Here is a 23,857-nt window from a genome sequence, read left to right as displayed (position 1 = left end):
TTTTAATGAGCGGATATACCCGCTCCAGAGGCTTCATGAGAGACATAATGGCAGTACATCATGAACGAGGCCCCTGCCAGACTGCCTATGCTACTTTCTGTGGATAAAATAGCGTACCAGGACACTCTGCATAGTTATCCACAGGCCCCTCCCTGTATAAAAAGGCTCTTTATTTGAATAAAGCGGGGTTTTTAACGCTTTATTCAAATAAAGAGCCTTTTTATGACGGAGAAGAGGGGGAGGGAAGCGGTAGGGCAAAAACGGCAAGGAGCGAGAGAGGCGCGAGGGAAACCGCAGAACCTACGGGCGGGCAGCAAAACGCTCGATCAGCTCCACCTGCCCCGAGACGATAAGAATATCCCGAGAGTGAATGCGCGTGGAGGGGTCTGCGTAGGTGAATTCCTCCCCGGGGGATTTAATGCCCACCACAGACACCCCGTATTTAGCGCGGATATCCGACTCCGCTAGGGTGAACCCGTGAGTTTCCTTCGGCGGGCGCATCTTAGCGATGGCGAAATCGTCGTCGAACTCAATGTAGTCCAATAGCCGCCCAGACACCAGGTGTGCGGCGCGGCGGCCCGCATCCGCCTCCGGGTAGACCACATGGTGCGCACCGATACGCTCCAGGATTTTGCCGTGTGAAGGGGTGATTGCTTTCGCCCAGATACGTTCAACCCCCAGGTCAACGAGGTTCGCGGTGATAAGCACGGACGCCTCAATCGAGGTGCCGACGCCCACAACCGCGGACCCGAAGTCGTTTGCGCCCAGCTGCCTGAGCGTATCAATGTCGGCGGCATCGGCGGCTACCACGTGGGTGAGCAGGCCCGACCATTTCTGCACCAGCTCGGGGTCTTTTTCAACGGCGAGCACCTCCTGGTTCTGGGCGTGCAGCTGCGCGGCGGTTGAGGCACCAAACCGGCCCAAACCGATCACGAGCACGGGCGCATTGTGTGTATTAGCCAATGATGGGCCTTTCTTCGGGGAACTTGTAAAGGCGGCGGCGGGAGCGCAACGCCAAGGCGGTGGCGGCGGTGATGGTGCCAATACGCCCAATGAACATGAGCGCGCTGAGCGTGTAAATACCGGCGGGTGACAGCTCGGCAGAGAGGCCGTCTGAGAGTCCGCACGTGGCGTAGGCTGAGATCACCTCAAACAGCACCCTGCTCAGGGGCTGGTCGGTGAGCATCAGAATAACACCGGCCCCGGCAACCACGATACCGGCGCTCATCATGGTCACCGAGATGGCGATGCGCAGCACCGTGTCAGGGATAGTGCGGTTGAACGCCACCACAAACTGGTCGCCGCGCGCTTCCGCCATAATCGCCAGCATAATCACTGCAATGGTGGTGACTTTAATACCGCCAGCTGTTGAGGCTGAGCCACCACCAATAAACATGAGCACGTCGGTAATGAGGCTGGTCACGGGGCGGATATCGTTCATATCAACCAGGTTGAAACCGCCTGAACGGGTCATGACGGAAGCAAAGAGCGCGCTGAGTATTTTATCCCCCGGGTTGTTCCCTCCGATAGTGCGTGGGTTATTCCATTCGGCCGCACCCCACGCGGCAGCGCCCAGTACGAAAAGCACGCTGGTGGTGACGAGTGTGAGCTTCGCGGTGAGCGTCCACCGGCTGGGTTTAAGCGGGTGCTGCTGCAACGCCATGAGCACCGGGAACCCCATAGCCCCCAGAAATACGGCGATACACACGGGGATAATCACAAAAAAGTCGTGGCCGTACGGCACTATCCCGTCGGAATGCGGCGTAAACCCGGCGTTATTAAACGCCGAGATCGCGTAGAAAATACCGTACCACAGGCTGGTGAGCGGGTCTTCGCCCAGCATCAGAAAACGCGGGGTCAGCAGTAACGCTATGAACGCCTCAATACTGGCGGAGGTGTAGGCGACGGTGCGTACCACGCTACCGACCTCACCTAGCCGCCCAATATTGAGTTCTTCTTGGGCGATGAGCTTGGACCGCAGCCCCATTTTCCGCCCGGTTGCCAGGGCCAGCAGCGAGGTGAGGGTAAGGGTTCCCAAGCCACCAATCTGGCAGGCGCACAGGATAATGACCTGCCCAAACATCGACCACTGTTCGGCAGTTGAGACGGTGGTGAGGCCGGTGACGGTCACGGCGCTGGTGGCGGTGAAAAATGCGTGATGCAGCGGTGCCATTTGCCCGTCATTTGAGGCGATCGGCAGTAAGAGCATGAGCGTGAAGAACACGATAACCAGCAGGAAGGTGCTGATGGCGGTTCGTGCGGGGGAGGAGAGCACTTTCGCGTCGATAAAATCGCGCAGGTTCTCGTAGGTGCGGGCATCAAGCAGTCGCGGCTGGTGCGTGCTTGCCCCCGGTGCGGACGCCTCAACGGTGAGTGCCCCGCGCCGGGCGGTGCCGGTGTGGGTGCTGCGCGCATCTGTGGTTTTTCGGCCCGGCAGCAGACTATCGAACAGACCGTGTTTTGGGGGCGCGGGGGTGGTACGGGAACTGGGTGCGCCGGTGAACGGGGTGATGTCGCTGCTGTTCTGCTTGGGCAGGCGCCACCTGCGTAGGGTGTGCTGGCGTTTGAAGAACTCACGGGAGGTGCGCAGGGCCTCGCGTTTACGGTGGCGTTTGCGCCAGTGTGCGCGGATGCGCCGGGCGAGGCGTCCCATGGGTTCCTCCCTTCATGGTGTGGGTGGGTGCCGGTGTTAGGTGCGGGGTTTGGTCCGTGTAGTTTATGTGGTTGGTGCAGGCCCCTGAACGTGATGGTACGGCCTCCTCTAGTGTATCCCCGATGGTGGTATTCGGTGGTGGTGTGGGGCGGTTTTTTCGCCCGCAACCTTCAACATGCAGTAAAACACATATTCTGTTTCAAGAATTTAATGGGCCGGGGTTGATAATGTCCAGTTAAGTGTGTGGTTTGGCGGCTATTGGGAACTGGCAAACTAGCGTATATATGACATAATCGATATATGCATGCAGATGTTTTTTCAGTGATTGCGGATTCGACCCGCCGCCGCATCGTGCGGCTGCTCGCCGAACAGACCCACACTGTTGGTGCGGTTGTCGAGAAACTGGGCATGAGTCAGCCAACTATTTCTAAGCACCTGAAAGTGCTGCGTGAGGCCGGTGTGGTGTCGGCCGTGGTTGAGGGGCAGCGCCGACTGTATTCGCTGAACCCCGAGGTTTTCACTGAGATTACAGACTGGGTGGATGAGATTTTGGAGGCTGCCCGCGCCTCAGCGGCAGCTCACGCCCCTGTTGCGCTTCCCGGTGGGGAGAGCTTTTCCCCCGCGTTCCCGGGCAGTTCCGTGGTGGTGGGCGGATTTACCGGTGCGCACCAGCATGAGGTGGTTGAATCCAGCGAGAAACTCGACATTCCAGCCGAACTGCACATCCCATCCGACGCTGAGGAAGACAATGATGAGGAACCCAGCGCGGAAGATAATGACGATACTGCCGCAGGCGGAAGTGAAGAGCTTCAGCGCCGCGTTGTGTCGTTGAGCTCGAATAACCCCAATACCCTGGCTGAGGACGAGCCCGCTGTGGAAGAAGGTGCTGACTCGCACCCCGATCCGGCTGTGGGTGTTGTGCTCAGCGCGAAAGCCCCCGAAGAGCCTGCCGAAACGGCAGAATCTGAGGGCCTGGATGAGGAGTTGGCCGGGAGCGAACAGAACGCCAGTGCCACATTTGCTGGCACCGGTGAAGTGAGCGAAGGCGTGGTGCCGATGCGCCCCTTCACCCCCTCCGCCTTTGCCTCTGACGAGGTGTCGCAATCTGATGAGGATAAAACACCTGTTGAAACTGCTGCGAAGGATTCCGCGAACGAGACCCAGTCGGTGGCTCCTGTGGGGCAGGGTGAAGACGATGAGGCAACTGAGTCCTCTGCTGGCGTGAGCCCCTGGAGTTCGGCAGGTGACGCCTCAGTCAAGCCTGCTGTATCGAATGAGCCTGCCCGCGGTAAGCATGAGGCTATTGACACCGACCCCGCCAATGAGCAGCCTGCCAAGAGTGAGCCTGTAAACGTTGAGTCTCAGGATGCCGTATCGGCGGCAGCTGACATGACCTCCACCACCGAGGATGCGCCCACGAAGAAGACGCACCACCACGCGGGTGAGGACACGGCTGCCAGCGCCACCGAGTCTCGGAGTGAGCAGAAGACCGCCGGACTATCCGAGGCAAAGACCTGGCAGGATGCTTCCGATAGCCCGCGTACCGAGGCATCAACGGCGGAAGCAGACCGGGATGCCTCATCCGTGGAAGCCGCCGCCGTGTCTAAGACCGTGAAGAGCGATGAAGCAGCCCTGATGGCTGCCCCCGCTGACGGCCCGGACGCTGATGAGGATGTTGCAGCTCATGCGGATGATGCTGAACCCAAGAAGACTTACGCGGAGGGGAAGGGTGCCGACCCCGAAGCGTCTGAGGACACCGAGGCAGCCGACACCGACGGCGCCTCAGTAACCGATACAGCCGATGCGGGTGCTGAACCCGAAACGGCCCAGACCGTAGAGCCCAAGGAGGCTCCCGAACCCACTGAGGAGCCGGTGTTCCGGCCGATCCCTCAGCCTGCACCGTATGAGCAGGTGACCGTTAAGGAGGAACCTCGTGGCCTTCTGGCGCGTGTCTTTGGTCGCCGACGATAGCGTGCCGCACCGGCGGCACGCTGAGAGATAGCGAATGGGGCGGGGCGTGCGCCCGTGTTCGCTTGATCATCAACTCATACACCTACCCTGATAAACCCTAATTTCCCGAAAGACGGAATCTACGTTGGCTATTCACCGTAAAATCCTCCGCTGGCTCGAGAACGAGCTCACTGAGGGCAACCTGCAGCTTGGCCAGGACTTGCCCGACGATCAGCGTATTGCCCGCGCGATTGGCTTGGGAAGAAGCCGTACCCGCGAGGGCTTGAAGACCCTCGAAGACATGGATCTGGTGCGCCTATACTCCGGTAAGGGCAAAGAGATCATCGCTCACCTGAATGAGGAGCCGGCGATGGCGGCAGCCGAGCCTCTGCGCCTGCACATGGCTGTTTCGCGCTACCCGAAACGTGACCTGGTGCAGACCCATATGCTTCTTGAAGGCTGGAGTGTTGCCAATATTGACCCCGGCGTCGCTGATTTCGGTGAAGTGGATGAGCTGCTGGAGGAGATGCAGGAGGGTGGGCACCCTATCCGGGAGTTCCTTGACCTGTACCTGGACTTTCACCTGGAGCTGAGCCGCCTCGCCAATAACGAGCTGATCGCTGGGCTGCTGATCGCTATCCGTCAGCCAACCTTCGATGCTCTGCTGTCGCTGGCGGGGCGTGTGCCGCTGTGGAGCAGCACCATGGAGCGCCTGAACGCTGAGAACCGCGCGGTTCTTGAAGCCGTGAAGGACGCCGATTCCGCGACCGCCCGCAACCTGATGATGAACCAGATGCGCGGCCTGTTCGATGAGGCCGGGGTGGATTTGGACGAGTCGGCGGTGGCGCTTACGGGTATGCCCGGAACCTCGGATCTGCGCATGTTTGAGCCGGTTGATATTGAGGACGATTTCGGCCCGTTCCCGGAGGAAGGCCCCAGTTTCGGGTGGGGCTTCGGTGCGGAGCGGTTCGGCAACGCCCCCGGCGGCGCGCCGGTGCCTTCGTCCGGCTCTCAACAGGCTCGCCGTGATACTTCGCAGCAGTCTCAGCAGCACTATGACGGGCAGCAGGGGCAACAAGAGCAGCAGTCTAATCTGCCGTTGAGCTTTGGTACAGCCTCCGGTCGTGCGGCGGCGGCGTTTACCCGCCCGTCTGAGGGTGCCCCCGCTGCTCAGACCGGTAACAATGGTGCTTCGCAGCCCCCCGAGAACACATCCGGGCAACCGTATGAGGCTGATAATGCTGCCTCTGCACAGGCGCCTGACCAGTCAATGCAGCACGGCCCTGTGCCGGGTGGTGAGGAGCAGGGCGCAGCTCAGCCTACACCCGCCCAGGAGGTGCTGATTCAGGCCACCTCCGCGCTTCCGCTTCCGATTCAGCCGTTGCCAGTCGATCCTGATGCGTCTCAGCCGCTGCGTTTGACCGATGATGAGCCGCTGATTCAGGCCACGGCCGCTATTCCGCTGGATATGCGGGTGATTCCTGCTCAGGGTCTGCCCGAGAAGAAGCCTCAGCCCGCGGCGTCGGGTGAGGACGCCTCGAAGGGGGCTGCTAAGCCCGGCGAGACGCCCGCAAAAGCTGAAGGTGAACAGGCCGATAAGGTATCTGAGGATTCCCAGAAGCAGGGGTCTGCGACGAAGGACGCGGGCAAGAAAGACGCCGAGGACGTTCAAGCTCAAAAGGCTAAGGGCGGGGCGCAGCCCGCAGCCGGTGATGCTCCGGCTCAGCCTACCCCCGGTGAGGACAAACACACCGAGGGGCAGAGCGGTAAGGACCAGCAGGCCCAAGATCAACAGTCTCAGGAGCAAGACCAGGCTAAGCAGCCCCAGAGTAAGCAGACTGGCGGCAAGCCGGGCGGCTCACCAGCGGGTTCCGGGCAGAAGGCCGATGCCGCTAAGGACGAGCAGAAGAGCTCGGCTGAGGCTGCCCAGTCGCAGCCTGCACAGGGTGAGCAGAAGGGGCAGGGTAAACAGTCTGCCGATTCCTTGCCGCAGGGTCAGAAGAACCAGTCTGACGGTGCGCAGCAGGCTGATAGTTCCGCGCCGCTAAAGGATGGTGACGCGCCCAAGGATGCAAAGGCTTCGGCGGCCCAAAAATCCGCTCAGCCCGATGCCCAGAAACCTGATGCTCAGACGTCTGAGACTCAAAAGGCCGAAGCGAAGTCTCCCAAGCAGGGTGCTCAGGACGATCAGCAGAAGGCCCAGGACGCTCAGAAGCAGAGCGGTTCCGTCCCCTCTAAGGGCAAGGACGGGCAGAACGGTCAGCAGGCAACCGACAAGTCGGGCGGTTCGTCTGCTGCGCAGCAGAACTCTAAAGGGCCTGGTGCTGCGCAGAAAACACCGCAGCCGGATGCTTCAGGGGTGAACGGCTCCGCCGGTAAGGATGCTGCTTCCCTCAAGAGCAGCGAGCAGAAGGCCGAGAAGGCAGGCGAGAAGGCCCAGGGAACTTCAGCGCAGGAAAGCTCAGCACAGGAGACCCCGGAACAGGGGGCATCAACGCCTGCAGCAAACGGATCTGTGAAGAATGCAGGTTCTGCCCCGAACTCTGACTCAGCCGCACCTGTTCAGGGTCCGGCACAGCAGAAAGAGCCAGCGCAGAAAGATTCGGTGCAGAATAAGCAGGACGCTAAAGCTGCACCCCAGAAGCCTGCCGGACAGGAACCTGACGCGCAGGGACCTAATAGTGCCGCACCAAAAACTGATAATGGTGCGGGCGACAACCGTGCGGATACTGCCGCCCAGAACGGTGTGAAGCACAACCCCGGCCCGCGCGATGAACAGGGCAGTGCTGAAAAAACCGGTGCTGCGCAAACTGATGCCGCTCAGGCTAATACTGCGCAGGGCAGCTCTTCACCGCAGGGCTCCGCCCAACAGGGCGGTCAGGCCCAAGAGCCGCAGTCCGCTCAGCCTGCTCAGGCCGGGAATCCTGACGGGAAGCCGCAGGAGTCTGCCTCGGGTAATGCCCAGCCTGCCCCCTCACCTGCTGAAGACCCGAACGGTCACGCTGGTTCCGCAGGCACGGCTAATACCCAAGGGCCCGCTGCGAACGAGCAGACCGGGCCGCACCCTGTAGCGGGTCAGGGCACAGCGCAGGAGCAGCCTCAGCAGGAGGTGCTGGGAGCTGTGCAGTCGCTTGATGGGCAGCAGGCGCGCCCCATTTCGTCGCTGGAGAATCCGCAGGCTATACCCGCCGCACCGGATAACGGTAACGGGCAGGCTCAGCCGGATGTGCCGCAGCAGGTGCAAAACCATGCCCCCGTTCAGGAGGCACAGGGCCAGGAAACCGCACCGGACGCGCACAACCCGCAGAATCACTGGGATAGTGCTGCCCCGCGCACCGGTTCCACACCCGCCCAGCAGCCCCATAGTGGGCCTCACACCGGGCAGTTTGGGGTAAGCGGGCCTGCCTCGGCTGGTATCCCTATTCAGGGGCGTACCGGTCCGAAGCCCAAGCTTCCCGAAAACCCTGTGGAACGTAAGGATGCTGAGCAGCGCCGAGTGGCTGAGGAAAACTTGGCGCGCGCCGCTGAGGAGCGGGTGAAGGTGATTCGTGCCCATTCGCCCTCAGGGGTGGGCCGCCGTCACGGCCAGATCATTACGCCGGTGCGTGCTGCTGTGGCGTCTCCCTTTAGCCGCCCGGCCACTGGGCTGCAGTACCCGAGCGCGGTATCGTCACAACCGCAACCGCAGCCGCAGCCGCAGCCTCAACCCCAGCCTGGCCCCGCAGCTCCGGCTGCTGCCGACACCGGTAATGCTGAGGCCCCGAACGGCGCTGTGAACAGCACGCCAGCTGATGCTCTTGGCGTTGAGCACGCTCCGGAGGCTCTGGCGGAGCGGCCGCTGCCGCCGGTTGAGGTGCTGGCGACCACTCCGATTCGTATCGTTCCCGCGAATACGAGCGGAACCCCTATGGTGGTCAAGGATGAGCGGTCCACGGATGAGCGTGCGCCTGAGGAGCACGCCAGCGCTGAACGTAAGCAGGGCTGGCTTAGCCGCATGACCCGCTATTTGGGGTTGAGCTCGCGCGAGCAGGAGCAGGCTCTTCAGCAGCAGAATAACCCGCAGGATTCGGCGCATCAGCAGAACACTGCGAACCACAATCAGCATGTGTCTGCCTCCCCGCAGGGGGCTGCGGCAGATAACTCTGAAGGCGGCGCCTCAGATGCCGCTAACCCTGCTGATGCGGGCCAGCACAGCCAGCAGTAGCTGGCGCAGGCAATAACGCAAACACGCGGGCGTACCCTCAGACTGGGTGCGCCCGCGCAGCGCGTTAATGCCCGGGCATACCGGCATATTCTGGGGGGGGAGGTGCGGGCGTGCGGGAAAATCTTCTTGCGTGTGCGCAGGGGGTACCGCCTCTGCGGGGTCTTTGGGGGATGGCTCCTCTTCTTTGGGTGCGTCGGAATGGTGCAATGCGGTGTTTCCTAGTACTCTAGGAAGGTAGCGTTCTCAAAACGCTGGGGCACTGCTGTGCCTAAAATGCCTTTTAGAGCGTTTATACCGGTATAAACACCCCGGGTAGCTACCGCACCGAATGGGTGCGGCCGGGTCTAGCAAAGTGAGGAAATCCTATGGGTTCCGTTATTAAGAAGCGCCGCAAGCGCATGTCCAAGAAGAAGCACCGTAAACTGCTTCGTAAGACTCGCCACCAGCGCCGCAATAAGAAGTAAACAGTAGCTTCTGTGCCCCGTGCCCGGTAAGGGTTGCGGGGCATTGTGCGTTAATGAGGGCTGACGTGGGCTATTAGCGGCGGCTGTTGAACGCTAGTAGACTGGGAGCCATGCCCCCAGCTACACCTGAACCACCCGTTATTGAGCTTTTGACCCGCCCCGGCTGCCACCTGTGCGATGCTGCACGGCACACGGTGGCGCAGGTATGCGCCGAATTTGGGGTGCCCTACACCGAGCTGAACATTGAGCTGTACCCGCAGCTGCTGCAGCGGCACGCCACCGAAATCCCGGTGCTGCGCATTGACGGGCAGGCGAAGGATTTTTGGCGTATTAACCCTAAACGGATGCGTAAGCTCATTGCCGCACGCATGCCTTAGTATCGGCCGCCCCCGCTTCTGGCGAATTAGGGGCTATATGCGGCGCCCCTCGTTTTGGGGTAGCGTAGAAAATTTGAGAGACTGAGAGAATGACTACATCGGCTAAGGTCACGGTTCACCTGATGCGCCACGGCGAGGTGCATAACCCCGACCGCATCGTCTACGGGCGGCTACCCAACTACCACCTTTCGGAGAAGGGGCAGCAGATGGTGCGCATGAGCGCCCAGGAGTTTGCCCGGCGTCGGGGTGAAGGCGCGAACATTGTGCACCTGGTATGCTCCCCGCTGACCCGCACCCGCGAATCGGCCGAGCCGATCACTGAGCTTCTGGGGCTTCAAGCGCACCCCGATGCGCGCGTGGTTGAGGCCGATAACTATTTTGAGGGCCTGCACGTGAACCGGCAGGAGCTTCTGAACAACCCGCGCCACTGGACGAAACTGTACAACCCGCTGCGCCCATCCTGGGGCGAGCCGTACATTGTGCAGGTGCGCCGCATGGCTCAGGCCATTAAGGATGCCGCCCGCACCGCGTACCAGCAGGGCGGGGACGGGGCCGAGGCCATCATTGTTTCGCACCAGCTGCCCATCTGGGTGACTCGCCTGGCGCTTGAAGGTAAGCTATTGCAGCACGATCCGCGTGCGCGCGAATGCAACCTGGCGTCGATTACTTCGCTCACTTTCGATAACCTGTTATCGGGGAACCCGCCGCAGGTGAGCGGCTACACGGAGCCCGCATCGCCCCTGTATTCGGGAGTGATTCAGCTGCCCGGCAGCTAAGACGCGGGTGTCTGCCGTTCAGCACCCCCTTCGCACACACCACCGGAAGGAACGCATGACTCCCACCCATAACCACACCCGCCGCACCGCCCTGCGTGCGGGTATTGCGCTGTGCGCGTCAGCGGCCGGGGCGGGCCTGCTCGCTGCGTGCTCTGAAGACACCTCCCTGTCAAAGCAGGCGAATTCGGGTGATAATAAAGGCTACATTGCCGGGGACGGGTCGGTGACCGAGTACCAGGAGGCTGAGCGCGGCGAGCCCGTTGCGTTCACCGGTGAACTATTCGACGGCACCAGCGTGAACGCTGAGTCGTTGCGCGGCAAACCTACGCTCTTGAACTTCTGGTACGCTGGGTGCTCTCCCTGCCGTGCCGAGGCCAAAGACCTGCAGAAGCTCTACACCGACTATAAGGACAAGCTGGGGTTCTACGGTGTGAACGTGCGGGATGAGAAAAGCACCGCCGAGGCGTTTGAGCGTAGCTTTGAGATCACCTACCCCTCGTTTAAGGACGCCTCGGGTAAGGTACTGCTGTCATTGAGTAAGTATGTGCCCGCTCAGGCGGTACCGACCACCGTAATCCTGGATTCGCACGGTAGGGTGGCGGCACGCATCCTGGGTCAGGCGAACCCGTCGGTGCTGAAAACCCTGATTGAGACCGCTGTGAAGGGTGCCTAGCGTGCCTGCTGGAACCGGTATGATGCTCACCCCCACCGCTGCGGCTGCCACGGCGGGCGCTGCGCCGTTGGCGAGTATCAGCTCAACCGTGCTGGATGGTTCCCTGTGGCTCTCCATCCCGTTGGCGGCGCTGGCGGGGCTGGTGTCGTTCGCTTCACCGTGTGTGCTGCCGCTGGTGCCCGGCTACCTGGGGTATGTGGCGGGTCTTGCAGGCTCGCAGCCGCAGGCACCCGAAGGCTCCGCGGCCGCATTGTTCCAGGGGAAGAAAACGGCGGCGGCACATAACCCCACACTCCAAAAAACCGCAGAAAACACCAAAAACCCGCCCGAGGCAACATCGGGGGTGGCTGTGGCGGCCGCCCCCACCGACCCAAAACCCCCAGGTTCGCAGCCCGGTAAGGGGCGCCTTCACACGCAGCAGACCCGCCGCCACACCCGCCGGATGCTCGCCGGGGTGGCCCTGTTCGTACTCGGGTTCTCCGCAGTTTTCGTCACCCTATCGGTGCTGCTGGCCCAGGTGGGTGCCGCCCCCTGGCTGAAAGGGCAGGCGTGGGTGAATATTCTGCTGGGTGCACTCGTGATCCTCATGGGCGTTGTGTTCATGGGGCGGCTGAGCATCCTGCAGGTCGATAAACGGTTCCACACCCGCCCCGGCACGGGCCTGTGGGGTGCACCGGTGCTGGGAGTCACCTTCGGGCTGGGGTGGGCGCCGTGCATTGGACCCACCTTCGCCGCAGTGCAAACCCTCGTGTTCACTGGCGGGGCCGCAACCTTCAAGGCTGTGGTGCTCACCTTCGCCTACTGCCTGGGTTTGGGTGTGCCGTTCCTACTGGTCGCCTATTTCGCGGCGCGCGGGGTGAATACCACCGGGTGGGCGAGCACGCATAAACGCGGGATTCAGCGTGCGGGCGGGGCGATGCTCATCCTGATCGGCATCCTTATTTTGACGGGCGCCTGGAACCACCTCATGGCCTGGGTTCAGGCGGCGCTACCGGTTTACGAACTACCAATCTGACGGGGTACATATGGCACGCACACACACTGACGCCCCGGCGCTGGGAATCACCGGGATGCTCCGCTGGGGCTGGACGCAACTAACGAAAATGAACACCGCCTTGCTGCTGCTTCTGCTGCTGGCGGTTGCGGCAGTTCCCGGGTCGATGTTTCCGCAGCGCATTCAAGACCCCGCGAAGGTGACGGACTACATTAAAACCCACCCCGGCTGGGGCGAGTTCGCCGATAAGATACAGCTGTTTGATGTTTTCTCCTCCGGGTGGTTCTCGGCCATCTACCTGCTGCTGTTTATTTCCCTGATCGGGTGCGTTACCCCGCGCGCTATTAAACATGCCAAAGACTGGCGTAAACCGCCTGCGCGCACCCCCAAGAACCTTTCCCGCATGCCCGTGCACCGCACGATCGATATTGACGCGGATGCGCTCACCCCCCAGGCCGCGATAGAGGACGCCGCGGCGATCCTTCGTAAACGCCGCTACCGGGTGCAGATCCGGGATGAAGGAGGCGGGCAGTACTCGGTGGGGGCCGAACGCGGCTACCTGCGTGAGGTGGGGAACATCCTGTTCCATGTGGCGATGATTGGCATCCTGGTTGGGGTGGCGGTCGGCTCGCTTTTTGGGTACCGTGGCCAAAAGATCCTGGTGGAGGGGGAGACGTTCGTGAACTCCCTGATCGGCTACGACTCGTTCACCCCCGGCACGAACTATAACCCCGACTGGCTGAGCCCGTACGCCGTGACGCTCAATAACTTTCAGGTGCGCTACGACAGGCAGCGCGACAGCCACACCTACGGGCAGGATCTGGACTATAACGCCCAGCTGACCGTGCAGAACCCCGGCAGCAGCCCCGAGCAGAAAACCCTCAAAGTGAACGAGCCGGTTGATGTGGGCGGCACCAGTGTGTTCCTCTCCGGCAACGGGTACGCCCCCATTGTGAAGGTGACTGACGGTGAGGGGAAAGTGGCGTATGAAGGCCCCGTGGTGGCTCTGCCAACTGACGGGAAGTACACCTCGTCGGTGGTGCTGAAGGTGCCCGATGCCCGCCCGGCCCAGCTGGGGTTTATGGGCATGTTCCTGCCCACCGGCAGCTATGAGCGTGGGGCGGGCATCCCGCATTCGGTGGATTCAGCCCCGGCGAACCCTATGCTGGTGTTGCAGTCCTATTCGGGGGATTTGGGTTTGAACTCAGGCCAGCCGCAGAACGTGTATGTGCTGGACACCTCTAAGCTGACCGCGTTGAACAGCATGGCGAACCAGAACGGTATTGTGCTGGATGCGCAGCACCGCACCGCCACCCTGCCGGAAGGCAACGGCACCATTGAGTTCATGGGGTATAAGCGGTACGTGGGGATGGAGGTGCGTCACGACCCGGGGCAGAATATTGTGCTGTACTCGTTTGTGGTGGCTTTCGTGGGGCTGATTGTGTCCCTGTTTGTGGCGCGCCGCCGCGTGTGGGTGCGTGCCAGCACCGATGAGGGGGTGCTCACCGTAGAGTACGGTCTGCTTGCGCGCGGGGAGGACCCGCGTCTTGCCGCCGAGGCTGAGCGTATTACGGATGCTTTCGCCGCCCGGTGGGGGCTGGAATTTGCTGAGGAGCCCTCATCCGAGGAGCCGACTGAGAAAACCGAGGGGAAGTAGCCCATGCTGAACGAGACATTAGCGCGCTACAGTGAGCTATTCATGTATATTGCCGCGCTGATTTACACCGTGGTGTTCGTGGCGTTCACCTGGGATGTGGTGAAGAATTCGCGGGTAACCCGCCGCCTGGAGGGTGCCGCGGCGCCTCGTGAGGCGGAGTTAGAGGAGGAACAGGCGGCTGAGCCTGTTACCGCGGGCGCGGCCAGCTCCGTTGCGGGTGCGGAGAAAACCGGCGGGAAAACCGCCGCGAAGTCGTCGGTTAAGATGAGTGCGAAAGCCACCCGTGTTGAGCGCACCGGCGGCGCTGAGACCGGCACGGGCGAGCGGGGCGCCGGGTACCGGGGCGCGGCGGCACGCGCGCTTGAGGGCCATGTGGCGGACTCATCAATGCTGTACACGGGCCAGAGCCGCCCGGCGGCGCGCATCGCCGTGATCGTTATGCTGATGGGGGCGTTGGTGCACGCGGCGGCGGTTATTATGCGCGGCGTGGCTGCGCAGCGTGTGCCCTGGGGGAACATGTACGAGTTCTGCACCACGGGCGCGCTGGTGGTGGTGGCCGTGTACCTGGTGGCGCTGATTTTCCGTGACCTGCGGTTCGTGGGCACGCTCGTGTCTGGGCTGGCGCTGATTATGATGTGCGCCGCCACCATTAGTTTCGCCACCCCCGTGGGGCACCTGAAACCGGCGTTGCAGAGCTACTGGCTGGTGATTCACGTGTCGATTGCGGTGCTTGCCTCCGGGGTGTTTACGATTACGTTCGCGATGGCGGTGCTGCAGCTGGTGCAGACCCGCCGCGAGCAGCGCATCCTGAACGGTAAATCGGGCGGGTGGGCGTTTATGCGCCTGGTTCCGAGCGCCCAGGCTCTTGAGAATTTTGCGTTCCGCCTGAACGCTTTGGCGTTTGTGATGTGGACGTTCACGCTTGCCGCTGGCGCTATTTGGGCGAGCCAGGCGTGGGGCCGCTACTGGGGCTGGGACACTAAAGAGGTGTGGACTTTCGTGATCTGGGTGGTGTACGCGGCGTATCTGCATGCGCGTGCAACCCGTGGCTGGGCTGGCCCGCGTTCGGCGTGGCTGTCTATTATCGGCTATTTGTGCATTATTTTTAATTTCACGGTGGTGAACATTTTCTTCTCGGGCCTGCACTCGTATTCGGGGCTGTAAACCCGCCCCGTAGAACTGCCTGCGTCCCTGTGCCTGTGCGCGCCGCAGCGGCCTAAAGCTAACACGCAGCCACAAACGGTTCAGCCATAAACATGTGCTGGTGCAGCCAGCCCAGGGAACGTGACGATAGGGGGCCGCCCACAGTATGTAGACGCTTTCCCGCCAGGGAAGCGAGGGCAAGCGCACACAGTGGGGGAGTGCCTGAGGTTACCCGGGGAGCTGCCCAGTGGTTGATGGTGTCTGCCAGGCCGGGGCTATTTCTCGCCGTCAGTGTCGTCTGTGGCGTCGTCGCGGGATTCTTGCCGCTGCCTGTCTCGTTTTTGCCGTTCTGCTTTGGCTTTGAGCCAGCGCAGGTACTCTTCATCGTCGTCGGGGGCTTTCGGCGCGGGAGGCACAGCACCCCGCCTGCCTTTCAAACCCCGGCCCGTGTCCGCAGCGGGCGGCTGCTCGGCTGCACTTTTTTCGCTGCGGGCCCTGCCGAAGAACAACCAGAAAACCGGCCCCACAACGGGGAAGAAGATGATGACAATAATCCACAGCCACTTGGGGAGGGTGCGCGCATCGGCGGCCGGTGTGCGGGCGGCATCCAGCAGGGTGTACAGGCTCAACCCAATCACCAGCGCGAACGCGCCGATTATCATCATCGCTCGTGTCATGCTCTAAGTCTGCCACAGGAATCTTGGGGGCGCATCCATGCTGCGGCTAGACTGGTGGGTATGAACTTCTTCAAGTACACCCTGGTGCGTTTCGGCTTGCTCGTGTTCTTCTTCTACCTGTATGAGCTGCTGGGGGCTGGGATTCTCGTCTCGGGGGGTTGCGCGATTGTTTCGGCTTTTGCGGTGGCGTATATTTTCTTTCCGCGTCTGCACGCGGCCGCCAGCCAGGATACGGCCCGGTTTTTTAAGCGCACCCCCAAGGTGAAAAATAAGGAAGAAGAGGAAAACCGCGCCATTGAGGATGAGCTGGTGGAGTCGCAGAAAAAAGAATCTGGGGAAGACTTCTAAACAGCTCCCGGCCTCTGCATACGTGACGGGCCGGGCCCGCCGCGTCCTTGCCAGCAGGTAGTGTGTACCCGCTGCTGCGCCCAGTCCACAGCACACGCAGAAGGCCAGGTCTCTTATTCTGCTTAGAGAACCTAGCCTTCTGCGGACGGTGCGCCAGCCTACCCCTGTGCCAGGTATTCCAAGAACTGGTGGGTCAGCTGCGCATCGTGCGCCAGGGCGGTCCCGTTAAGCCGTGTGACGGGTGCGAGCAGCCGCACCGAGGATGAGAGCCACACCCCGTCAGATTCAAAGAGGTCCTGCGGGTACAGCGGGCCGTAGCCCAGCTCCCAGCCGTCGCGCCTGGCCGCCTCAAAAATAGCGCCCTGTGTGGTGCCGGGCAGTATCCCGTGGTTCGGTTCGGGGGTGTACAGCATTTTCTTCCCGTGCTCAATGCGCGCCATGAGCACCGATGAGGTTGCCCCTTCCAGAATGCGGCGGTTGTCGGTCATAAAAATCGCGTCGTCCGCGCCGTGGGAGTGAACGTACCGCAGCACCGCCATATTCACCGCGTATGAGAGGGTTTTCGCGCCCGCCAGCAGCCACGGGTATGCGGTGTTGTCGGCGGGGTCGTGCCCGCGCGGCAGCAGCATGGCCTTCACCCCGTTCTGCCGCTGGTTCACGGTAGTTTCGGGTACCGGGGACGCGATTAGCAGCGTGTACGGCCCGGCGGGCATTCCCGCAGAGGCATGCGGCAGCCCGCGCGAGATAATGATTTTGACGATATGCTCTTCGCCGATTTCCGTGTGGGCGCCGGGCACGGCCTGGTCGAGGAGGCTCGCCAGCGCCTCCCGCAGCTGGTGCAGGTCGGGTTTGGGCAGGTCGAGCATACGCGCGGAAGATTCAAACCGGGTGAGGTGCATATCAAGTTTTCGCACCCGCCGATTGACGGCGAGCATGGTCTCAAAAACGCCGTCACCACGGGTAAATCCTTGGTCTTCCACGCCGATAAGCGGCTGGGCGGGGTCTACAGCAACGCCTTGCGGGTTCTCTGAATTTAGGAGTATCACGGAACTAGTCATGTTTCCAGTGTAGTGGCTCACGTGCCTTCACAGCAGTGTACGCCGAGCGGGCCCAGCTCCCAGGTGGCGTTTTCGGCGATAAAGTATATGTCTGCTTCGGCGATGTCCTCGAAGGTTTCGGGGTTGTCGTTGTCCCCCTCGATGTCGAGCCCGATTTTGCCGTCCCGTTCGAGAACATGAACTCCGCTGCATATGCTGATGAACGGGCCTTGCACCCGGTAGTCCGAAATATCTTCCAGGGTTACGGTGACGTACCGCCAGACGTCGTCGGTAGCGGCCTTCTCCCAGCCGCCGTCTACATGGTTCCGGTCCACCGCGCAGAATCGCAGACGAACAGCTGTTCCCTTTGCATAGGTTATGGTGATCGAATCCAGCCAGCAGTCGTAGAAGTGGTTGAACCGTTTGATGATCTCTGCACTTGTGAGGTTTTCGTTAGTGCTCACGGTCAGCCTCCTTAAAATCTTAGGATTTATCAGGATACCAGCAGCTAGGGTGATTACGAGGAGAAGCGGATTTTCGCTCGAAAAGGTGATATTTTCTCATCTTCTCGGCAAAACCCGCTTCTCACGCATCAGCGTGTTAACACGTGCAATGTAAGGAGAGGGCTAGTGCCCGCCCGCGCCGCCGTCTGCCGCGTAGTCGGAGTCTTTGCGTGGGGTTGAGAAGAGGGTGATCCCGGTCAGTACCGCAAACCCCAGAATTGAGAACGCCATCGGCAGGTAGGCGCCCTCACCGCCCAGCGACACTAAGGGCGCCGCAACCCCGCCCAGAAGCGCCTGAATCGTGCCCATCACAGCGGATGCGCTGCCCGCCATGTGGCGTGCCTCGTTCAGTGCCAGCGCCGAGGCGTTACCGAACACCAGGCCCACCGAGCAGGTGAGGCAGAACAGCAGAACCAGGGTGGGCCACAGCGAAATCCCAATGAGGAACGAACCGGTGAGCAGCACCGAAACAACCAGCAGGGCGCTCACACCAACATTCACGATGGTGCGCTGGGCGACCTTCCCCACCAGCGCAGTCGCCAGCGAGCTCATGGCCACAATGCCCAGGGAGTTCACACCGAACGCGAGAGTGTACTGCCCGGCGTCAAGCCCCAGGATTTTCTGCAGCACAAAGGTTGAGCCCGAAATATACGAGAAGAGCGCCCCGAACGCGAAGCACATGGTCAGTGAGAACCCCATGTACCGGCGGATCCTGAATACTTTAGGGATTTCGGAGTACACGCTCAGCGCGGTGCCTTGGTAGCGTTTTTCGGCGGGCAGGGTTTCACGCAGAATAAAGATGACGGCGAGCATAAGGGCACCGGTAATAACAGTCAGCACGTTAAACACTGAACGCCACGTACCCCATGAGAGCACCCACCCGCCGAAGAGCGGCGCCAGCACGGGGGCGAACCCGTTAATCATCATCATGATGCCCATGAGCTTGGCGGTGGCCAGCCCCTTCGTGGTGTCGGCGACGATGGAGCGGGCCAGTACCGCGCCAACTGAGCCGCTGAAGCCCATCAGAAAACGTGCCGCAATGAACACCTCAATGGTGGGGGAGAAGGCGCATAGCGCCGTGGCGGCGAAGCACACGGCTGAGCCGATCAGCAGCGGGGAGCGGCGGCCGGTTTTATCGGAGAGCGGGCCGATTATAAGCTGCCCGAGCGCCATGCCAACCATGAAGGCGCTGAGGGTCATGGAGGCGGCGGCCTCGGTGGTGTGCAGCTCCTCGGCAATGGTCGGCAGAGAGGCGATATACATGTCGATGCCCAGCGGGGCGATGGCGGTGAGCGCCGCCAGGGTGACAATAGTTGCCGGGGAAAGCCCGAATGAGGGCTTCGCGTGGTTGGGGTGCTGAGTATTGGTCTGTGACGTAGACACTGGTGTACTGTATGCTTTCTAAATTTTGGGGATGCGTAACGGCGCCGGGGCCTGCCTGCTGCTTCGTGGGGCGGGCGGGTGCACCCGGCTAGAAACGCACTCATCCAGTCTAGCGGCGGTCACTCATGCACCGTAAGCCAGTGGATGCGTGACCTGCACCTCTTCCGGCGTGGGGGGTAGAGGGCGGAACCAGCCTAAGCCGGTTCGCTACCCGGTGCGGTACACCCAGTTGGGCCCCTCAGCCCAGCCGGGGCTGGTGATGTAGTACGAGCCGTAATCCTCGAATAGTTGTTCTTCTTGCGCGGCCCACATGTTCCAGTAGGGCCGGTAGGTTTCCCCGTCGCGCGCCATCGCCCGCTCATACCGCACCCCGGTATCGGCCTGCACCAGCACACCGTAGTTGAACGCCCCGCAGAGCGCACCCACCCCTTCGCACACGATCACCGGCGCGGCATCCGGGGGCACAGTGACTGGTGAGGCCGGGCGGTTCTGCTCCCAATCCCAGGGGGTGTAGCTGCCGGGCGTGTGCTCGGCCAGGCTGGCGCTGAGCCGCACCCACTGCTCCACTCCGGCCTCCAGACCGTCCCAGCCGGGGTACATGTTCTCAAGGGATAGCTCCAGCACCGTCAGCGGCCCGCCCTGCGCCGGGTGCTGCCGCAGGGTGGCGGCAAGGCGCCGCGCGAGAGTGGTTTTACCGCTGCCGCTGCGCCCGTCCACAGCAATAATGTACGGGCGCGGGCCGCTGACGATGCGGGGCAGCAAATCATCCGTGAGGCCCCGGAACTGGTCGCTCACGCGGCGTCGCCCTCGGCGGCAAGACCCGCGATTAGTGCCCGCGCCGCGGTGTCGATAAGCTCGGTCGTGTATTCGAAGTCGCGCATCTGCCCATACCAGGGGTCGTAGATGCCCAGTTCGTTCAGGTTTTTACCCGCCATGGCGGGGTCGAAGGAGCGCATCATACGGATTTTGGCTTTGTCGTCCTCGGTGCGCGCAAGCTGTTTCAGGTGCAGGTAGTGCGGGGTGTCCATCGCCAGAATCAGGTCGTAGCGGTCAAAGTCTTCAGCAACGAATCTGGATGCGCGGTGCCCGCTGGGGTCGATGCCGCGCGCGGTGAGTATGCGGCCGGCGCGGGTGTCGATGGGGTTGCCGATTTCGTAGTCCGTGATAGCGGAGGACGCGACCTCAACCTCAAGCCCCGCCTGGCGCGCGTGCTCACGAATCAGGTACTCGCCCACGGGGGAGCGGCAAATATTTCCGGTGCAGACAGTCATGATGCGGTACATAGTTTTAAGTGTATGCCAGCGGCACCGGAAAGGCAGCGGTATGAGGGCTGCCTGCCGAAGCGTCGTTTCTATTCAGAAGAGTTTTTTGCATTCAGAAGAGCTTATCGCTTCTGAATGCAAAAAAATCTTCTAGATAGGCAGGCAAGTTTTGGCTTTTACACCTCAAAACGGGTTTTAGCCTCGCGCAAGTACGCCTCCCACAGAGCATAAAGTTTGTCGATGTTCTCTTGACGAGTGTACGTTGAAGGGTCATAGTCGGTCGGGGGCATGTATCGCACGAATGGGGTCACGTCCTCGGGGTAGCCAAAATCGGCGTGAAGAATTTCTACCTCGCCCAGCGGGTCGTCAAAGTTCTTGCGGTGCTCATACACATGTTTGAGCAGCAGGTACAGCCAGAGTGCGTGGCGGGGGTCGGTGCTTCCGGGGTCGGGGTCGGTGAGTTCAGGGGAGTCTTCGTGTTGCGCGAGTTCGGCCAGAATCCCATCAATCCGGTAGGTGTGGTCGGGTTTGCACTGGTAGAGCTCGTATTCCAGGTCGCTGGAGTCTTCCTTCAGCCGGTCGGAGGCATACCGCAGAATGTCTGCGCGGCTGATGTATCCCTGCGCGAGTCCCCAGCGTAAACCCTGCCAGGTGAGGGCACTCTTTCTGATACCTTCATAGCCTATGTAATACGTGCCCAGCATCATAGCGTTCACCTCCCATCTTTGTAGCCCCACGAATAACGCAGCATCTGGCGTATTACCTAACCCGAGAGGGTGGGCGATACCCCTAAAGGTGCATTATTTGAGTGAGTCCTGTGACGTACCCGAAGAATCCTGCCCTGGCGCGGAATTATCCTTCAGCTTGGGCCAGAAAATGTAGGTGAATATGGCGCAGATGGTTGCAACAGCCGCGCCTGCCGCGAACCCCCGCCCGGCGCCAAAACCACCGAACAGGAGAGTGCCAATCGGCAGGGCGAACATGAACACGATAACGGAAGTGTAGTAGCGGGTCATGGTGATTCTTTCTTGGTGTGTGCAAGGGGGTGTTGTATGATCGGCGTTACCTCAGATGGTACTAGACATCCCGCCGCGCCGATAGCCTTAGCCGCCACTTCGGTACCATCGCATATTAGCGCTCGCCCAATATCCGCCTGTACCCTAGCTCCGAACGCACAAGCCCCAAGTGTAATAGCCAAGGTACGTTAATTGAGGAGATCCGTCTCTGATGGTTTAGTGGATATGTTGCAAGGGAGAAGTAATAGAAATAGGTAAGTATTTTATTTATAGAAATACTCGGGAATATGTGTCATATGTTACAATTGGAAAGAGGTGGTTTTTATGGCTGTAACAATATATATTATAATATCTATTATATTTTTGGTGATAGTAATGGCAGGTGTGGCGCGTTCTTATGTGGAGGAAGAAGATGCTCCTCAAAGGTATAGGTCACGTTGGTTTCCAAAATACTTATGGCTTATTATATCACTGTTCTTAATTCCTATTAATATAGGAACTGCTGTGTTGGTATTCGATGGGAGTGGTAGGCAGAATATATTTGCACTAATCATTTTGATGATAATTACTTGTCCAATTGTCTACACTTATCTATCGGAAGAATTTAGTTATTTTGAAGTTTACGATACATATATCATAGTTAATGATTTAGGGTATCCTAAAAAGATTATATATTATCAAGACGTGGATGGTTGGAAGTATTTAGGATATTCAAGTAGTAGCCGTTCAGAACAAATTCAGTTTTGTGGATCAAATGGTGAGTACTTATATAATTTCTATATGTATTCAGATGATAAATATGTTTCTAAGCTGCTGTCTCCAATTATTTATCGCATAGAGAAAGGTGAGTTTCCCTCTTGGGATATTCAGGAAGAAATATATGGTAGCCTTTGTGCAGATCACCCTGAGTATGCTGCTTGTGAGACAGATGCTGAGATTGCCATTGAGTATCTAAAGCGACATCCTGCAGTATCAGGTCTTACAGGAGAGGGCACATGTGTATCGCACGATGAGGCCGAAGGCGAGAAGCAGTAATATTTTAGGTATTATAGCTCTGCCCACGCAAAAGGATTATCCGGATCAAAAAGCATTGCGCCCTCAGGGATGATGAACTTAACGCCGTTATGTTCTTGTTCCCTAGTCTCAATTTTGTAGGGGCTTTTTGCCGCTGTCTTAAAGCTATAGTCCGCTGGGGCAGCCTTGTGAGAGAACTTCGCTTTATAGTTTTTATCCGGGGTATTTGCGAATTCTGGCTTACTGTGAAAAATGGTTATAGAAAAATTAGTGGGTCCGTTGAATTGTGCCCCAGAGAAGCGTGTTTTCTCGGCAAATTTTGTTTTGAAAAAGTTAGCGCTGCTGGAGAATTTTACTTCGAAGAAACTAGCGTGTCCGCTGAATTTTGAGCCGGAGAAGTCTGCTTCCTTGGTGAAGACCGTCATAAAGAAGTTAGCTTCTTTACCGAATTTTGCTTTGGAGAAGGTCGCGTTTCTCATAAAGAGCGCCCTGGAGAAGAGAAGGGGGCCATTGAATTTCGCTTTGTAAAAGGTTCCGTCTCCGGTGAAAGTCGCCTTGAAGAATTCGGTACCTTCGGTGAAATTTGCCCGGGAGAAGTTTGCGTCCCCGGTGAATTTCACTTCAGAGAAGTCTGCTCCCTGAAGGAACGCCCCATCATAGAAAACAGCCTCCCCGTCGAAGGATGCCTTACAGAAATCAACGCGCTTGGTGAATTTTACGCCGTAGAAATCGGCATCCTGAATGAAAGCCGCCTTGGAGAAGTCAGCCTCTGCCGCAAATGCCGCCATGAAGAAGTCAGCTTTCTCCGTGAATGTCGCTTGAGTGAAATCTAATGAAGCACCAAAATGGCTGTCACTAAAATCTACAGGGTAGAAGAAATATGCGTTTGAGAAGTTGTAATCAAAAACCGACCAGGTGCCTGGTTCTTCGGCATCGAGTAAGTGCTCGCACATCTCTTTAATAATGTTTTGGCGTATCTGGCGTTCTTCTTCTAACACGGCTTTATCTCGGGTAAAAGCTCGCTTGTCTGCATCAAATTTTTCTGTATCCCCACGGAAGTCGTTCTGCAGGTCTTTTGTGTATTCCCCATCTAGCTGTTCGGCGCGTTCTGCAAGGGGAAACGGGGAGCGGATATAGGCGCAAAGACTGTTAATAATGACCTGGCCTTCTTTGCGGCGTTCCTTATCGGTGAGAAGGGCACCATCTGCGAGCCATTCGTCAATCAGGCCAATAAGCGCATAAACACCACCGAAGCGGGTTGTGGCGTTTTCCCTGTTGGAAAGCTGCTCGATTGCTGCGATGTACCGGCTGCGCCGCTCAGCATGTACCTGCCGTATATGGTTCTGCTCGTTTTTGGCCTTGTCTGCCTCGATTTTTTCGCGCTCTTTTGCGATGGTTTCATTGAACTGACGGGCTTGTTCGCTGAGTGCTTTAGCCCTGTCCGTCGTATTTTTATGGCGTGTTTCCACGAGCCCCAGAACGGCAATAGTGCCGCCAGTAACGTAGAGGATGTGGAGGCGAAGATTCGTATCGGCCTCACCAGTTATACCTGCAATGTAGAGCAGCCAAGGTACAAGGAATGCTAGAGCTCCGCCTACAGCGGCGATCCCCACTAGAATCCGTACAAAGTGCTCACTGACAAAATTCTCAAAGGAACTAACAGGGGCAGAAGAGCCGACTCCCGTATTGTTTCTTGATGCTTCCGCCATACTTGGGATGCTCCTTT

Annotated in this window: 22 protein-coding genes; 11 read left to right on the top strand and 11 right to left on the bottom strand. The window is 59.6% G+C overall.

Annotated elements, in window-relative coordinates:
* Positions 1 to 300: 300 nt before the first annotated feature.
* Both I6I94_RS04195 and I6I94_RS04190 read right to left on the bottom strand, forming a co-directional pair.
* Positions 301 to 963, bottom strand: a complete 663-nt coding sequence (locus tag I6I94_RS04195; RefSeq protein WP_037232489.1) for a potassium channel family protein — start codon at positions 961 to 963, stop codon at positions 301 to 303.
* On the bottom strand, positions 956 to 2,653 hold the full coding sequence (locus tag I6I94_RS04190; protein WP_201620923.1) for a TrkH family potassium uptake protein: 1,698 nt from the start codon (positions 2,651 to 2,653) through the stop codon (positions 956 to 958). Before I6I94_RS04190 ends, I6I94_RS04195 begins: the two co-directional genes overlap by 8 nt.
* Before the next feature lie 300 nt (positions 2,654 to 2,953).
* Here I6I94_RS04190 and I6I94_RS04185 point away from each other — a divergent pair, with 300 nt between their 5' ends.
* The 9 genes from I6I94_RS04185 to ccsB all read left to right on the top strand — a co-directional run bounded on the left by I6I94_RS04185 (position 2,954) and on the right by ccsB (position 14,912).
* Positions 2,954 to 4,624, top strand: a complete 1,671-nt coding sequence (locus I6I94_RS04185; protein ID WP_201620922.1) for a metalloregulator ArsR/SmtB family transcription factor — start codon at positions 2,954 to 2,956, stop codon at positions 4,622 to 4,624.
* A gap of 124 nt (positions 4,625 to 4,748) precedes the next feature.
* The gene (locus I6I94_RS04180; RefSeq protein WP_201620921.1) at positions 4,749 to 8,807 is read left to right on the top strand and encodes an FCD domain-containing protein; all 4,059 of its coding nucleotides are present in this window, start codon (positions 4,749 to 4,751) and stop codon (positions 8,805 to 8,807) included.
* A gap of 365 nt (positions 8,808 to 9,172) precedes the next feature.
* Entirely contained in the window at positions 9,173 to 9,271 is a 99-nt protein-coding gene (locus tag I6I94_RS04175; protein WP_005504750.1) for a 30S ribosomal protein bS22, read from the top strand.
* A 110-nt stretch (positions 9,272 to 9,381) separates the two neighbouring features.
* On the top strand, positions 9,382 to 9,648 hold the full coding sequence (locus tag I6I94_RS04170) for a glutaredoxin family protein (protein WP_128087491.1): 267 nt from the start codon (positions 9,382 to 9,384) through the stop codon (positions 9,646 to 9,648).
* An 89-nt stretch (positions 9,649 to 9,737) separates the two neighbouring features.
* A complete protein-coding gene (locus tag I6I94_RS04165; protein WP_006888147.1) occupies positions 9,738 to 10,424 on the top strand; it encodes a histidine phosphatase family protein in 687 nt (228 codons plus the stop codon).
* Between the two features lie 55 nt (positions 10,425 to 10,479).
* A complete protein-coding gene (locus I6I94_RS04160) occupies positions 10,480 to 11,097 on the top strand; it encodes a TlpA family protein disulfide reductase (protein ID WP_006888252.1) in 618 nt (205 codons plus the stop codon).
* Between the two features lies 1 nt (position 11,098).
* Positions 11,099 to 12,112 carry a cytochrome c biogenesis CcdA family protein gene (locus I6I94_RS04155; protein WP_201620920.1) on the top strand — a complete coding sequence of 338 codons (1,014 nt, stop codon included), beginning with the start codon at positions 11,099 to 11,101 and terminating at the stop codon, positions 12,110 to 12,112.
* A gap of 10 nt (positions 12,113 to 12,122) precedes the next feature.
* Entirely contained in the window at positions 12,123 to 13,748 is a 1,626-nt protein-coding gene (gene resB, locus I6I94_RS04150; RefSeq protein ID WP_201620919.1) for a cytochrome c biogenesis protein ResB, read from the top strand.
* Positions 13,749 to 13,751: 3 nt separating this feature from the next.
* Positions 13,752 to 14,912, top strand: coding sequence for a c-type cytochrome biogenesis protein CcsB (ccsB, locus tag I6I94_RS04145; RefSeq protein WP_128087492.1), 1,161 nt, complete (start codon positions 13,752 to 13,754; stop codon positions 14,910 to 14,912).
* A 254-nt stretch (positions 14,913 to 15,166) separates the two neighbouring features.
* Here the strand turns inward: ccsB and I6I94_RS04140 are convergent, their stop codons facing one another.
* Positions 15,167 to 15,568, bottom strand: coding sequence for a PLD nuclease N-terminal domain-containing protein (locus I6I94_RS04140; RefSeq protein WP_236588932.1), 402 nt, complete (start codon positions 15,566 to 15,568; stop codon positions 15,167 to 15,169).
* Between the two features lie 60 nt (positions 15,569 to 15,628).
* Here I6I94_RS04140 and I6I94_RS04135 point away from each other — a divergent pair, with 60 nt between their 5' ends.
* Positions 15,629 to 15,916, top strand: coding sequence for a DUF4229 domain-containing protein (locus tag I6I94_RS04135; RefSeq protein WP_023133745.1), 288 nt, complete (start codon positions 15,629 to 15,631; stop codon positions 15,914 to 15,916).
* A 158-nt stretch (positions 15,917 to 16,074) separates the two neighbouring features.
* On the opposite strand, the gene I6I94_RS04130 is transcribed toward I6I94_RS04135, so the two are convergent.
* From I6I94_RS04130 to I6I94_RS04100, 7 genes are all read right to left on the bottom strand, one after another.
* A complete protein-coding gene (locus I6I94_RS04130) occupies positions 16,075 to 16,974 on the bottom strand; it encodes an aminodeoxychorismate lyase (RefSeq protein ID WP_128087493.1) in 900 nt (299 codons plus the stop codon).
* 17 nt (positions 16,975 to 16,991) lie between these two features.
* Complete coding sequence (locus I6I94_RS04125; protein WP_126854134.1) at positions 16,992 to 17,417, bottom strand: regucalcin; 426 nt, start codon at positions 17,415 to 17,417, stop codon at positions 16,992 to 16,994.
* A gap of 162 nt (positions 17,418 to 17,579) precedes the next feature.
* A complete protein-coding gene (locus I6I94_RS04120; protein WP_201620918.1) occupies positions 17,580 to 18,839 on the bottom strand; it encodes a multidrug effflux MFS transporter in 1,260 nt (419 codons plus the stop codon).
* Positions 18,840 to 19,046: 207 nt separating this feature from the next.
* Positions 19,047 to 19,634 carry a nucleoside/nucleotide kinase family protein gene (locus I6I94_RS04115; RefSeq protein WP_201620917.1) on the bottom strand — a complete coding sequence of 196 codons (588 nt, stop codon included), beginning with the start codon at positions 19,632 to 19,634 and terminating at the stop codon, positions 19,047 to 19,049.
* Entirely contained in the window at positions 19,631 to 20,122 is a 492-nt protein-coding gene (locus I6I94_RS04110) for a low molecular weight protein-tyrosine-phosphatase (RefSeq protein WP_201620916.1), read from the bottom strand. Before I6I94_RS04110 ends, I6I94_RS04115 begins: the two co-directional genes overlap by 4 nt.
* A 155-nt stretch (positions 20,123 to 20,277) precedes the next feature.
* A complete protein-coding gene (locus I6I94_RS04105; protein ID WP_128087495.1) occupies positions 20,278 to 20,808 on the bottom strand; it encodes a DUF2247 family protein in 531 nt (176 codons plus the stop codon).
* 93 nt (positions 20,809 to 20,901) lie between these two features.
* Positions 20,902 to 21,117: a hypothetical protein gene (locus tag I6I94_RS04100; protein ID WP_128087496.1), complete on the bottom strand. Its 216-nt coding sequence runs from the start codon at positions 21,115 to 21,117 to the stop codon at positions 20,902 to 20,904.
* 324 nt (positions 21,118 to 21,441) lie between these two features.
* Between I6I94_RS04100 and I6I94_RS04095 the strand changes: the two genes are divergently transcribed.
* A complete protein-coding gene (locus I6I94_RS04095; RefSeq protein ID WP_201620915.1) occupies positions 21,442 to 22,152 on the top strand; it encodes a hypothetical protein in 711 nt (236 codons plus the stop codon).
* 11 nt (positions 22,153 to 22,163) lie between these two features.
* On the opposite strand, the gene I6I94_RS04090 is transcribed toward I6I94_RS04095, so the two are convergent.
* On the bottom strand, positions 22,164 to 23,840 hold the full coding sequence (locus I6I94_RS04090; protein ID WP_128087499.1) for a pentapeptide repeat-containing protein: 1,677 nt from the start codon (positions 23,838 to 23,840) through the stop codon (positions 22,164 to 22,166).
* Positions 23,841 to 23,857: the final 17 nt, after the last annotated feature.

The sequence above is a fragment of the Rothia aeria genome (assembly GCF_016726365.1).
Lineage (GTDB): Bacteria > Actinomycetota > Actinomycetes > Actinomycetales > Micrococcaceae > Rothia > Rothia aeria.
Note: the sequence above shows the minus strand (reverse complement) of the source record. Positions and strands in the feature narration are given on the sequence as shown.